This is a genomic window from Paraburkholderia sp. 35.1 (assembly GCF_050436525.1).
Classification (GTDB): Bacteria; Pseudomonadota; Gammaproteobacteria; order Burkholderiales; family Burkholderiaceae; genus Paraburkholderia; species Paraburkholderia tuberum.
On record NZ_JBNDMJ010000003.1, the window covers coordinates 2,634,994 to 2,648,186 of the forward strand.

At 62.4% G+C, this 13,193-nt stretch carries 12 protein-coding genes and 1 pseudogene; 9 read left to right on the plus strand and 4 right to left on the minus strand.

Annotated features, from left to right (window positions below):
* Positions 1-39: 39 nt before the first annotated feature.
* From OKW27_RS32275 to OKW27_RS32305, 7 genes and pseudogenes are all read left to right on the plus strand, one after another.
* Positions 40-1,062 carry an MraY family glycosyltransferase gene (locus tag OKW27_RS32275; RefSeq protein WP_429335861.1) on the plus strand — a complete coding sequence of 341 codons (1,023 nt, stop codon included), beginning with the start codon at positions 40-42 and terminating at the stop codon, positions 1,060-1,062.
* An 11-nt stretch (positions 1,063-1,073) separates the two neighbouring features.
* On the plus strand, positions 1,074-2,954 hold the full coding sequence (locus tag OKW27_RS32280) for a polysaccharide biosynthesis protein (protein ID WP_429335862.1): 1,881 nt from the start codon (positions 1,074-1,076) through the stop codon (positions 2,952-2,954).
* 467 nt (positions 2,955-3,421) lie between these two features.
* Positions 3,422-3,940 carry a DUF2778 domain-containing protein gene (locus tag OKW27_RS32285; RefSeq protein WP_429335863.1) on the plus strand — a complete coding sequence of 173 codons (519 nt, stop codon included), beginning with the start codon at positions 3,422-3,424 and terminating at the stop codon, positions 3,938-3,940.
* A complete protein-coding gene (locus OKW27_RS32290) occupies positions 3,921-4,178 on the plus strand; it encodes a hypothetical protein (RefSeq protein WP_184045459.1) in 258 nt (85 codons plus the stop codon). The genes OKW27_RS32285 and OKW27_RS32290 overlap by 20 nt, the downstream gene beginning before the upstream one ends.
* 493 nt (positions 4,179-4,671) lie before the next feature.
* Entirely contained in the window at positions 4,672-5,199 is a 528-nt protein-coding gene (locus OKW27_RS32295; RefSeq protein ID WP_429335864.1) for a DUF2778 domain-containing protein, read from the plus strand.
* A gap of 79 nt (positions 5,200-5,278) precedes the next feature.
* On the plus strand, positions 5,279-5,428 hold the full coding sequence (locus tag OKW27_RS32300; RefSeq protein WP_429335865.1) for a hypothetical protein: 150 nt from the start codon (positions 5,279-5,281) through the stop codon (positions 5,426-5,428).
* Between the two features lie 363 nt (positions 5,429-5,791).
* A pseudogene (locus OKW27_RS32305) lies at positions 5,792-6,318 on the plus strand (DUF2778 domain-containing protein).
* A 5-nt stretch (positions 6,319-6,323) separates the two neighbouring features.
* On the opposite strand, the gene OKW27_RS32310 reads toward OKW27_RS32305, so the two are convergent.
* A protein-coding gene (locus OKW27_RS32310; RefSeq protein ID WP_429333642.1) for an IS3 family transposase occupies positions 6,324-7,459 on the minus strand; the annotation gives its coding sequence in 2 pieces (ribosomal slippage) (positions 6,324-7,195 and positions 7,195-7,459; 1,137 coding nt in all).
* A 119-nt stretch (positions 7,460-7,578) separates the two neighbouring features.
* Between OKW27_RS32310 and OKW27_RS32315 the strand changes: the two genes are divergently transcribed.
* Entirely contained in the window at positions 7,579-7,836 is a 258-nt protein-coding gene (locus tag OKW27_RS32315) for a hypothetical protein (RefSeq protein ID WP_090803343.1), read from the plus strand.
* Between the two features lie 128 nt (positions 7,837-7,964).
* On the opposite strand, the gene OKW27_RS32320 is transcribed toward OKW27_RS32315, so the two are convergent.
* Positions 7,965-9,065 (minus strand): MraY family glycosyltransferase, encoded by a 1,101-nt coding sequence (locus tag OKW27_RS32320; RefSeq protein ID WP_184059737.1) that lies wholly within the window; start codon positions 9,063-9,065, stop codon positions 7,965-7,967.
* Positions 9,066-9,313: 248 nt separating this feature from the next.
* Between OKW27_RS32320 and OKW27_RS32325 the strand changes: the two genes are divergently transcribed.
* Positions 9,314-10,873, plus strand: coding sequence for a methyl-accepting chemotaxis protein (locus OKW27_RS32325; RefSeq protein WP_429335866.1), 1,560 nt, complete (start codon positions 9,314-9,316; stop codon positions 10,871-10,873).
* 125 nt (positions 10,874-10,998) lie between these two features.
* Here the strand turns inward: OKW27_RS32325 and galE are convergent, their stop codons facing one another.
* Together galE and OKW27_RS32335 are read right to left on the minus strand one after the other, a co-directional pair.
* On the minus strand, positions 10,999-12,021 hold the full coding sequence (gene galE / locus OKW27_RS32330; protein WP_090803348.1) for a UDP-glucose 4-epimerase GalE: 1,023 nt from the start codon (positions 12,019-12,021) through the stop codon (positions 10,999-11,001).
* 13 nt (positions 12,022-12,034) lie between these two features.
* Positions 12,035-13,183, minus strand: coding sequence for a glycosyltransferase family 4 protein (locus OKW27_RS32335; protein ID WP_429335867.1), 1,149 nt, complete (start codon positions 13,181-13,183; stop codon positions 12,035-12,037).
* Between the last annotated feature and the right edge of the window lie 10 nt (positions 13,184-13,193).

Consider the following 13,193-nt stretch of genomic DNA (forward strand, 5'->3'; position numbering starts at 1 on the left):
AACCCGCCTTGACTCCGACCTGAACCGCTAACGCTATCGATGCCGCTCGCTGCACACTCCGCCTCTTCCGTCGTCTCTCTACTGCCGTGGGGCGTCGCCGCGCTCGCGGCCTGCGCGGCGATCCTCTGGACGCTGCTGCGCACCGGCCTCGCGTGGCGGCTCGCCACCGACATCCCCAACGACCGCTCGCTGCACACGCGCCCGACGCCGCGCGTCGGCGGGTGGGGCATCGTGCCGGTCGCGGTGCTGCTGATCGCGCTGGCGGCGCCGTCGCTGTGGCTGCCCGCGCTTGCCGCGGCGCTGCTCGCGGCGCTATCGCAGTTCGACGATCGACGTGGCCTGCCCGCACGCGTGCGCTTCGGCGGTCATGCGGCGGCGGTGGCGGCACTGATCGCCGTCTATCCGGCCGACGTGCCGTGGTGGGCGCTCGCGTGCATGGCGGTTCTGCTCGTGTGGCTCGTCAATCTCTACAACTTCATGGACGGCTCGGACGGCCTCGCGGGCGGCATGGCGCTGTTCGGCTTCGGCGGCTATGCGGTGGCCGCCTCGCTGTCGTCGCACGCGGACCCGGCGCTCGCGACGGCGAGCCTGATCGTCACAGGCGCGGCCGCGGGCTTTCTGCTGTTCAACTTTCACCCGGCGCGCATCTTTCTCGGTGACGCCGGCTCGATCCCGCTCGGCTTTCTGGCCGGCGCGCTCGGCTATTGGGGGTGGCGCGAGGGTGTATGGCCGGTGTGGTTTCCGGCGCTGTGCTTCGCGCCGTTCATCGGCGATGCGTCGGTCACGCTGCTCAAGCGCCTGCTGCGCGGTGAAAAATTTTGGCAGGCGCATCGTGAACACTACTATCAAAGACTGGTGCAGTCGGGTTTCGGGCACGCATCGACCGCGTGGATTTGGTATCTGTTCATGGCGGCGGGCATAATGCTTGCTATCTGGGCGCTACAATTCGCTCTTCTGTATCAATGGCTGGTTGTCGTCGCATGGGCTGCCGTGCTGGTCGTCGCGGGGCTGTGTATTGATCGCCGCTGGCGGCGCCATGTGTCCCGTTCCGGGCCAATCTGAGGTTCTGCGCAATGAAAAGCTTCAAAGCCAGATGGCTTTCGTTCAGTGCGTTTGCGTTCGACCTGTGCGCGGTGGCAATGGCCTGGCTGCTGGCCTATGTGATCCGGTTCAACGGACCGGTGCCCGCGCCGTTCTGGTCGAGCGGGCTGCATGCGCTCGTGTGGGTGCTGCTGATCTACGCGGTGATGTTCCGCAGCTACGGCCTCTATCGCGGCATGTGGGTGTTCGCGAGCCTGCCCGATCTCGTGCGGATCGCGAAAGCGATCGGCGTCGGCGCGCTCGTCGTCGTGATCGGCTCGGCGCTGTTGCAGCCGGCGCCGGTCGTGCCGCGCTCGGTGCTGATCGTGTCGCCGATGCTGCTGTTCCTGACGATGGGCGGCTCACGCGCGCTGTATCGCGCGGCCAAGGAGTTCTATCGCTACGGCGGACTGGTCGGCCAGGGCAAGCCGGTGCTCGTGCTCGGCGCGGGCAATGCCGGCGCGAACCTCGTGCGCGAGCTGAAGCGCTCGGGCCAATGGCGCCTCGTCGGTCTGCTCGACGACGATCCGATCAAGCAGGGCCGTGAAATCTACGGCTATCGCGTGGTTGGTGCGATCAGCGATCTGCAGAAAATCTGCACGGAGCTGAAGGTCGAGCATGTGATCATCGCGGTGCCGTCGGCGTCGGTGGAGGCGCATCGGCGCATCGCCACGCTGTGCGTGCGCGCCGGCGTACGCGCGATGACGCTGCCCGCGCTCACGCCGCTCACGCAAGGTCAGGCGTTCCTGTCGCGGGTGCGGCAGATCGATCTCGAAGACCTGCTCGGCCGTGACCCGGTGACGATCGACACCGAGCACGTCGCCGCGCTGCTGAAAAACCGCGTCGTGATGGTGACGGGCGCGGGCGGCTCGATCGGCTCGGAGCTATGCCGGCAGATCCTGCGCTTCGGTCCGGTGCAACTGGTCGCGTTCGACATCTCCGAGTTCTCGATCTATCGGCTGAACGAAGAGCTGCGCGACAAGTATCCGGAAGTGTCGGTGGTGCCGATCGTCGGCGACGTGAAGGACTCGCTGCTGCTCGATCAGGTGATGGCGCGCTACTGTCCGCACATCGTGTTTCATGCGGCGGCCTACAAGCATGTGCCGTTGATGGAAGAGGTCAACACGTGGCAGGCGGTGCGCAACAACGTGCTTGGCACGTACCGCGTCGCGCGCGCGGCGATCCGCCACGACGTCGCGCATTTCGTGCTGATCTCGACCGACAAGGCGGTCAACCCGACCAACGTGATGGGCGCGAGCAAGCGGCTCGCGGAGATGGCGTGCTCGGCGCTGCAGCAGCAGGGCGCGCGGCGCACGCAGTTCGAGACGGTGCGCTTCGGCAACGTGCTCGGCAGCGCGGGCAGCGTGATTCCGAAGTTCCAGGAGCAGATCGCGCGCGGCGGGCCGGTGACGGTCACGCATCCGGAAATCACGCGTTTCTTCATGACGATTCCGGAGGCGTCGCAACTCGTGTTGCAGGCGTCGAGCATGGGGCGCGGCGGCGAGATTTTCATTCTCGACATGGGCAAGCCGGTGCGAATCGCCGATCTCGCGCACGATCTGATCCGCCTGTACGGTTTCACCGAAGAGCAGATTCGCGTCGTGTTCACGGGTTTGCGTCCGGGCGAGAAGCTTTACGAAGAACTGCTCGCGGACGACGAAACCACCACGCGCACGCCGCACCCGAAGCTGCGCATCGCACAGGCGCGCGAGGTGCCGGACAGCCTGATCGACAATCTGCTGCCGTGGCTGATGCAGCATCGCGTGCCGGCCGACGACGAAGTGCGGCGCGATCTGCGGCGCTGGGTGCCGGAGTATCTGCCGGCGACGGCGACGACACTGCGTAGTGTGGCGCCGGCGACGCGGGTGTCGTAGGCGTTCCGCCGCCGCGAGTCATCGGAGTAGTCGAAGCATTGAATCAGTACCCGCGAAGGCAGGTCATTTGACCCGTTGAAGTTGGCCGCCGGATGTTTATCGATAAGAGCCCCTACAGATCTGCTGGGGCTTTTTTATTTTTGCCCAGGAGAGTTGACGACCATCGCGCACGCCCCGGCTTTTCGGAGTCGTCTGAAGCCTGCGCCCGGCACATACACCTAGCATTGAACCGTCGCCGCCCGGTATGTCGTTCCCGCTGAGCTGGCGGCTCTGCTGGCTCTTTTTCTGTAATGCAAAGGTTTTGCGCGCCCGCGTGGCGCTTTTTTGTCCCGGCGCAAAAGGCGGCAAATCCGGAATCGACCTGTAGCGCGCCAGTGGCCCGCGCGCTTACGGTCAAGGTTCACCAACGGGAGGAACCTATGCAGGACGCAATGACCTGCAGCCAGCGCAATCAGGAGGCGTGACACATGGCCTACACGGGCAAATTTCTCGTGAATAACGAGCCCCTATCACCGATCACCATTTTTGGCATCGGCACATTCAAGGCGTATTCAGGCAACAATCAATACCGCAATCGGGGCGGCTGCACGATGGTGCCTAATGATGGGCCGCTCCCTGCCGGTAAATACTGGATCGTGGACCGCCCCACGGGCGGCATCCGTTCTCAGGTGTTTGCATCGGCAAAAGATGAGTGGAATGCAGCAATGGGTCACCCATCGAATCACGGTGAGTGGTTCGCGCTATATCGTGATGATGGGACGATCGATGATGTGACGTGGATTAATGGCGTCAAACGCGGGCAGTTCCGTTTGCATCCGGCAGGCGGACGCGGGATTTCGCTTGGCTGCATCACGCTGCCGAGCCATAGCGATTTCATGAGAATCCGCAACGCGCTGCTGCACACGGTCAAAATCCCCGCGCGCAGTTCGGGCCTTCTCGCCTACGGAACAATTGAGGTCATCACATATGGCAACACTTGCCCGTAGGGTGTTCAAGGTCGCCCTGTTTATCGGCCTGTGCTATCTCTCTCTGCTCTATGTCCGTCCGTACCATTATGAGTGGACAGAAAGCGAGTCGCGCGCATGGTTTGGTGCTTCGCGCTGGCTTGGTGTCCGCGATCCCGAAGATTTGTATTTCGTGGTGTGGGTGACGATTGAACTGATCGCTGCGGCGCTGGCGTATGTGGCGATCATGAAGCTATGGCGGTGGTATCGCACGAAGTAGACGAAAGCCCCGGCGACGGGGCTTTTCTATTGTGCGCCGAGCATGCGCAACAGCTTGGGGGTGTGAGTCCCCTGTCCAACCTGATGGTGGTGAAGGCCTGGCAAAACGGGGGCGTCCATGTATGTGGGAGGGGTCGGGCCGCGAGGCCTGCCCCTATCCCGATTTTGCCCAGGAGAGTTGACGACCATCGCGCATGCCCCGGCTTTTCGGAGTCGTCTGAAGCCTGCGCCCGGCACATACACCTAGCATTGAACCATCGCCGCCCGGTATGTCGTTCCCGCTGAGTTGGCGCCCCGGTTGGCTCTTTTTCTGTGATGCAAAGGTATTGCGCGCCCCTGTGGCGCTTTTTTTTGTCCAGGCGCAAGAGGCGGCAAATCCGGAATCGACCTGTAGCGCGCCAGCGGCACGCGCGCTTACGGTCCAGGCTCACCAACGGGAGAAACCTATGCAGGACGCAATGACCTACAGCCAGCGCAATCAGGATGCGTGAAACATGGCTTACTTCGGCAAATTTCTCGTGAACAACGCGCCGCTGTCACCGCTCACCATTAATGGCATCGGCACATTCGACGCCTATTCCGGCAACGGCCAATACCGCAATCGGGGCGGCTGCACAATGGTTCCCAATAACGGGCCGATCCCCGCTGGCAAGTACTGGATCGTCCCGCGCCCTACTGGCGGCGTGCGCTCTGCGGTAGAAACGTGGTTAAAAGATGAGTTCAATTACTACTCGTCGTACCCGACCGATCACAGTGAATGGTTTGCACTGTATCGTGATGATAGGCTAATCGACGATTACACATGGATCAACGGCGTGCGGCGTGGAAACTTCAGGTTGCATCCGGCAGGTGGTCGGGGTGTTTCGCTTGGCTGCATTACCCTGCCGAGCCGTACGGATTTCCTGAGAATCCGCAACTCACTCCTTCACACCATGACGATCCCTGCCGGCAATTCGGGGCTTCGCGCCTACGGAACAATTGAGGTCATCACCGATGGCAACACCTGTCCGAAGGGTGCTTAAAGTCCTGCTGTTTATAGGTCTGTACCTTCTGTCATTCCGATTTGTCCGACCGTACGACGATGGGTGGACCGAGTCTGAGATGCGTGCATGGATACACGCTTCGGAGGTGCTAGGTATCGGCGATCCCGAAAACCTGTATATCGGCCTGTGGATGACTATCGAACTGCTCGTGGCGGTGCTGGCGTATGTGGCGATCATGAAGCTATGGCGGTGGCACCGCACGAAGTAGACGAAAGCCCCGGCGACGGGACTTTTCTATTTTTGCTCAGGAGAGTTGACGACCATCGCGCACGCCCCGGCTTTTCGGAGTCGTCTGAAGCCTGCGCCCGGCACATACACCTAGCATTGAATCGTCGCAACCCGGTATCGCTTTCTCGCTGAGGTGGCGGTTCGGTTAGCTCTTTTATCTGTGATGCAAATGTTTTGCGCGCCCTTGTGGCGCGCTTTTTTTGCCCAGGCGAAGGAGGCGGCAAATCGGGAATCGACCTGTAGCGCGCCAGGGGCACGCGCGCTTACGGTCAAGGTTCCACGACGGGAGGAACCTGTTCAGGACGCAATGACCTACAGTCAGCGTAATCAGGAGGTGTGACATATGGCCTACACCGGCAAATTCCTCGTGAATAACGAGCCACTATCACCGCTCACCATTTCTGGCATCGGCAACTTTGACGCTTATTCTGGCGACCGGCAATACCGCAATCGGGGCGGCTGCACGGCTGTGCCTAGCAAGGGGCCGATTCCCGCCGGCAAATACTGGATCGTCGACCGTCCGACTGGTGGCATCCATTCACAGGCTTACGCATGGGGAAAGACGCGTTGAATGCCGTTTTCGGCCATCCGTCGAATCACGGTGACTGGTTCGCCCTGTATCGGGATGATGGACTAGTCGATGATTTCACTTGGGTCAATGGTGTCAAGCGTGGGCAGTTCCGGTTGCATCCAGCAGGCGGGCACGGCGCATCACTTGGTTGCATTACCTTGCCGAGCCATAGCGATTTCATGAGAATCCGCAATGCGCTGCTGGGCACCATGACGATCCTTGCCGGCATTTCGGGGCTTCGGGAGAGGTGGCCTCGTTCGTTCAGACAGGATCTGCGAGTTTTTAAGTGGAATCGCTGAGGCAGTCAAGCTGCCGATTTTATCGCTGGCAGCGTCGCGAAGTATGCTTCATCCGGTGTCTGGTCGGCGAGCTTCGAATGAGGCCGGTTCTGGTTATACCAGTTCAGGTAATTGCCGATTGAGCGGCGGGCGTGGCTGACCGAGTCATATGCTTTCAGATAAACCTCTTCATATTTGACGCTGCGCCACACCCGTTCGACGAACACATTGTCACGCCAGGCACCCTTTCCATCCATGGACAGAAGAACGTTCCGGCTGAGTACCGCGTCGGTGAATTCGGTTGCGGTGAACTGGCTGCCTTGATCCGTGTTGACGATCTCAGGCAGCCCGTATTTCGCAAACGCTTCCTCCAGCGCCTCGACAGCATGGCAACTCTCCAGTGTGATCGCCACCCGGTGTGCCAGCACCCGACGGCTCGCCCAGTCCACTACGGCTGTCAGATAAACGAAGCCGCGCGCCATCGGGATGTAGCTCGTATCGAGTGCCCAGACCTGATTGGCCCGATCGATCTTCCTGTTGCGCAGCAGGTACGGCCAGATCCTGTGGGCCGCATGCTTGCGGCTCGTGTTGGGCTTGCGATACAACGCCTCGATGCCCATGCGCTTCATCAGGGTGCCGACGTGCCTGCGTCCGACCTTGATGCCTTCGCGACGCAGCAGCCGTGCCAGCATTCGCGCCCCTGCAAATGGATGCTCAAGGTGAAGCTCGTCAATCCGGCGCATCAATTTCAGATCCGCTTCGCTGACGCCACGCGATCGGTAATAGACGCTCGACCGGCTGATGCCTACCAGCCGGGCCTGCTGTGTCATCGGCAGGGCGTGATCACGATCGATCATCGCCTTACGCCCAGCAGTCCCGCCTTGCTGAGCGCGCTTTCTAAAAAATCGTTCTCCAGCGTCAACTGCCCAATCTTCGCGTGCAGCACCTTCACGTCAACGGGCGGTGCCGCCGACGCCGCGTTGCCCGCTTCGAACACATCGGCAACCCGCTCCTGCAGTTGCTTCTTCCAGTCCGTGATCTGGTTTGGATGGACATCAAACTGCTGGGCCAGTTCTGCCAGCGTCTTGTCGCCCTTAAGCGCCGCGAGTGCCACCTTTGCCTTGAACGCCGGTGAGTGTGTCCGTCGGTTTCGTTTCGTCATCTTCTGGTTCCTTGTCGCCGGCCATTATGACCGACTCACGCCCCAGCTTTTCCACTCAACGAACTGTCCGAATTCTCGGCGCCACCTCTGGGCCTACGGAACAATTGAGGTCATCACATATGGCAACACTTGCCCGTAGACTGTTCAAGGTCACGTTGTTTCTGGCGCTGTTTGTTCTCTCTGTTCTTTATGTCCGGCCGTATCCGTACGAGTGGACAGAAAGCGAGTCGAATGCATATTGGGCGGCTTCCGATTGGCTCGGTGTGCGTGACCCTGATGACCTGTATTACATGGTGTGGGTGACTATCGAACTGATCGTGGCGGCGCTGGCGTATGTGGCGATCCTGAAGCTATGGCGGTGGTATCGCACGAGGTAGACGAAAGCCCTGGCGACGGGGCTTTTGTTTATCCCGTGCATTGATGAATTTGGAGGAATCTCGTGAAGAGAGGATTTATTGCTACATTTCGAGCCGAGTGAGCCGATTTCAGCCTTTGTCGTTTCTGCTCACCGCTTCCCCTTCCTCACCACCATCCACCGCGGCGACTTGAACCGCACGATGCTCACATAAAGCCACACATAAGTCGCCGCGAACACCACGACGAAGCAGAACAGATGCAGCGTGTGCCGCCAGAACAGCGTCGCCGGCACGACCGCAATCAGGCACAGCAGCCACAGATACGGCGACGTCAGCGAGTTGCGGCGCGTCAGCTCGCGCGCGGTGCGCGCGCCGACCGCCCAACGCATCAGCCGCTTGTAGACCAGCATATGCAGATGCACGCCATCCGGAATGCCCGGCGACATGCCGCGAATGAACTTCTTGCGGTAGATCGAGAAGCAGGTCTCGAAGATCGGGTACATGAAGAGCAGCATTGGATACCACGCGGATACGTCGCGATTGCGCATCACGAGCAGGATCGACAGCTCGGCGAGCATGAAGCCGATGAAGTAAGCACCGCCGTCGCCCAAAAAAATCAGCCCGGCCGGGAAGTTCCAGATGAAGAAGCCGAGCACCGCGCCCATCATCATGAACGACGCGGACAGCACGACCGGGTCGTGCACCTGGAACGCCACATACGCGAGCGACGCGAACATCATGAACGCGACCATCGACGCGAGGCCGTTGAAGCCGTCGATGATATTGATCGCGTTGGCGAGCGCCGCGACCGCGAGCACCGTGACCACGAACGAGATCGCCGCATATGACAGCAGAAAGTCGAGCGGCGGCACGCTGATGCGGGTGACCGCGATGTCGAGAAAGAACCAGGCGAGCGCGGCGGCCGCCATCGTGCAGATGAGGCGTGCGAGCGGCGACACGCGCTTGGTCAGATCCTCGACGAGCCCCGAGCCGAACGCCGGCATGCCGCACGCGATCAACCCGAGAATGCTGCCCGATACGGCCGGATACGCGCGATGCAATTGCACCGCGGAGACGATCAGCCCGACCAGAATCCCAGTCCCGCCGATGCGCGGCACCGGCCGCACGTGGAATTTCTGGACGCCGGCCAGATCGGTGTCGGTCGAGAACTTTTCATGCAGATGCGCATAGCGCACGATCAACAGCGTGATCAGCAGAGAGACGAGAAAGCCGAGCGCAAAACTAAGCATGAAAGTGGGCCTGAGCGAAGACGCGGAATTATACAAACGAAACGTGCGGCGGCCGGCGCGCGGCACGGGCGCGAAGCTTTCATCCAGGCCGGCAAAAAATCCCAGATAGCGAGACCGAAGTGGCCCGCACAGGCCCGTGAGCGCTCGCTCCTCATGGATTCCCCCTATGCGGCGCGCGCGCGCCGCAACCGTAAACCTGGATGCGACGAAGTGTAAGTCGCGCGCAACAGAGGCGTTCCGGAGACCCAATGCTTAATAACATCACAATTCGTGGCGGACTGACGCTCGTGATCAGCGTATTCGTCGCCTTCCTTCTGACGGTGATCGCTGTCGGCTACGGCGCGCTGAAGCTCGCCAACGACGGCCGCGACGACACCCAGCGCAGTGCGGTCGCGCTGTCGCATCTGAAGGCGAGTTCCGAGAAGCTTCTGCAGGTGCAGCTCGCGTTGGGCACCTATCAGACCTTGTTCAGCGTCGGCAAGCAGACCGACGATCTGCTGCCGGCCGCGCACAAGGTGCTGCTCGAATCGAACAACGACTTCCGCAACTACATGGCCGGCCCGTTCGCGAGCGACGCAGAGCGCAAGCTCGCGCAGAGCGTCGGCGACGCGCGCGCGGCGCTCGTCGACAAGGCGATCGAACCGGAATTCAAGGCATTGATCGACTTCGACTTCAACACCTTCCGCAACATCCAGGGCGACACGGCGAACAGCCTGTACGCGTCCTACTCGAAAGCGATCGACGCGCTCGAAAAAGCGCAGATGGACAATCAGCATCAGCAGGCCGCGACCGGCGCGCGACGCTTCCAGCTCGCGACAGTGCTGTTCGGCGCGATCGCGGTGATCGCGCTCGTGATCGCGGTGGGCGCTCGGGTCGCGTTGTCGTCGGCGCTGATCAAGCCGGTCAACGCGACGGTCAAGCACTTCGAGCGCATCGCGGCCGGCGACCTGAGCGTCGCGATCAAGGTGAAATCGCGCAACGAGATGGGCCAGCTGCTCGGCGCGCTGACGAGGATGCGCGACGGCCTCGTCGAAACGGTCGGCAAGGTGCGTGGCAGCACGAGCGCGATCACGCAGGGCGCGAACGAAATCGCGTCGGGCAATGCCGATCTGTCGGCGCGCACCGAGCAGCAGGCGGCCGCGCTGCAGCAGACCGCGGCGAGCATGGAGCAGCTGTCGGCGACCGTGAAACAGAACGCCGACAACGCCAGGCAGGCGAACCGCCTCGCGCACGGCGCGCTCGATACGGTCACGCGCGGCGGCAAGGTGGTGTCGCGCGTGACCGAGACGATGGACGGCATCAGCGAGTCGTCGCGCAAGGTCACGGAGATCATCGGCATGATCGAGGGGATCGCGTTCCAGACCAACATTCTCGCGTTGAACGCGGCCGTCGAAGCGGCGCGCGCGGGCGAGCAGGGACGCGGCTTCGCGGTGGTCGCCTCGGAAGTGCGCAGCCTCGCGCAGCGCTCGGGCGCGGCGGCCAAGGAGATCAAGGAGCTGATCGGCGAGTCGGCGGCGAAGGTCGAGGAGGGTGCCTCGCTGGTGTCGGATGCGCAGAAGACGATTCAGGAAGCGCTGAAGGCCGTCGAGCGCGTGACCGGCGTGATGAGCGAGATCGAGGCGTCGGCGCTCGAACAGAGCGACGGTATCGAGCAGGTCAACAAGGCGGTGTCGCAGATCGACGAGGTCACGCAGCACAACGCGGCGCTCGTCGAGCAGGCGGCGGCCGCGGCGAAGTCGCTGGAAGAGCATGCGATGGCGTTGCGTGATGCGGTCGCGGTGTTCCAGCTGGAAGGGGCAACGGCGTAACGCGTTCAGCAGCCACGGCGCTCACCGTTCTGACGAGGTGAGCGCCAAAGCAAACGGCGGCGGCATCCGCGCTACGCGAAAGCCGCCGCCATTTTTTTAACGGGATGCGCTGGTGCCGAAGCGCTTTATGCAAACCCCTGCGGATTCGTCGACTGCCAGCGCCAGTGGTCCGCGCACATGCGCTCGATGCCGAACTGCGCGCGCCAGCCGATGATTTTCTCGGCCGCGCTCGGGTCCGCGAAACACTGCGCGACGTCGCCCGGGCGGCGCGCGACGATCTCGTACGGCACCGGCCGCCCCGACGCCTTCTCGAACGAGCGCACCACGTCGAGCACGCTATAGCCCTGGCCCGTGCCGAGATTGACGACGAAGCTCGCATCGCGCTCGACGAGCGCATCGAGCGCGGCGAGATGCCCGCGCGCGAGATCGACCACGTGGATGTAGTCGCGCACGCCGGTGCCGTCGGGCGTCTCGTAGTCGCCGCCGAACACGCGCAGGCGGTCGAGCTTGCCGACCGCGACCTGTGCGACGTACGGCATCAGGTTGTTCGGAATGCCGGCCGGATCTTCGCCGATCAGGCCACTTTCATGCGCGCCGACCGGATTGAAGTAGCGCAGCGTCGCGATGCGCCACGATGGGTCCGACACTTCGAGATCGCGCAGGATCTGCTCGGCGATCAGCTTCGATTGACCATACGGATTGGTCGCCGACAGCGGGAACGATTCGTCGATAGGCGAGCTCTTCGGCACGCCGTACACCGTTGCCGACGAACTGAACACGAACTGCTTGACGTTGCGATCGCGCATCACGCCGAGTAGCGTCAGCAGGCTGCCGACGTTGTTCGCGTAGTACTCGATCGGCTTCGCGACCGACTCGCCGACCGCTTTCAGCGCCGCGAAATGGATCGCGCCGGTGATCGGATGCACATCGAAAATCCGCTGCAGCGCGGCTGCGTCGCGCGCGTCGTCGTCGTAGAAGCTCACCGCACGGCCGGTGATTTTCTCGACGCGCCGCACCGCTTCGCGCTTGCTGTTCACGAGGTTGTCGATCACCGCGACGTCGTAGCCGCCGTTCAGCAGTTCGACGCAGGTGTGCGAGCCGATGAAACCCGCGCCGCCCGTTACCAGAATCGTGCCCTTCATGGTCATGCTGTTGCTCCCATTAAAGTAAAACACCCGTGATTTTTTGCACCAGGTCTTTATAGGTTTCGACGACCATGCGTTCGTCGAATTCGGTCGCGACTTTCTGCCGGCCGCGTTCCGCCATCGCGCGCCGCTCCGCGCCGCTCATGTCGAGCATGCGCGCGAGACTCGCGGCAAGGCTCTGCGCATTGCGCGCTTCGCACAACAAGCCGTTGACGCCGTCGGCCACCACCTCGCGGCAGCCGGGCACGTCGGTCGCGACGATCGGCCGGCCCATCGCCGACGCTTCCATCAGCGTGCGCGGCACGCCTTCGCGATACGACGGCAGCACCACGCAATCGGCATCGGCGATGAACGGCCGCACGTCGTGCGCCTCGCCCAGATATTCGATCACGCCTTCCTGTTCCCACGCGGCGACTTCCTCGCGCGTGATCGCGCTCGGATTGTCGACGCCGACCGGCCCGAGCAGCTGAAAGCGCGCGTGGCGGTAGCGCGCGCGCAATTGCCGCGCGGCCTCGACGTATTCGCCGACGCCTTTGTCCCACAGCAGCCGCCCGATCAGCACGAAGCGAAACTCCGTGCGCTCGCGCAGCGGCGTGAACGCGAACTGCTCGAGATCGACGCCCTCGCCGTGCAACAGCCGCGCGCGCTCCGGATGCACGAGCAGCTTGCCGTCGATGAACGCGGCCTGATCGTCGCGATTCAGGAACCACACTTCACGCGGAAAGCGGAACGCAAAACGATACAGCCTTTTGGCGATCTGCGCGGCGCGGCTGTGCTGGATGAACACGTAGCCGAGCCCGGTGGTGACCGCCACCGACTGCACGCCAGCCAGCTTCGCCGCGATCGAGCCGTAGATGTTCGGCTTGATCGTGTAGTGAAACACGACATGCGGACGGATGGTCCTGTACTGCCGATACAGCGCGACGAGCGTGCGCAGATCTTCGCCCGGACTCGTGCCTTTCGACGCCATCGGCAGCTCGATGCAACGGCAGCCCATCGCGGCGAGCAACTCGAACGTGCGGTCGCGCGGCGCGAGCACCGTCACGTCGACGCCGCGCCCGATCAGCGTGCGGATCAGCCCTTGCCGATAGGTATAGATTGCCCAGGCCGTGTTGCAAACGAGTGTAATGCGTAGCGCGGGCGTCGACTTGAAAGAGGGCTTCATGCGAAGAAAT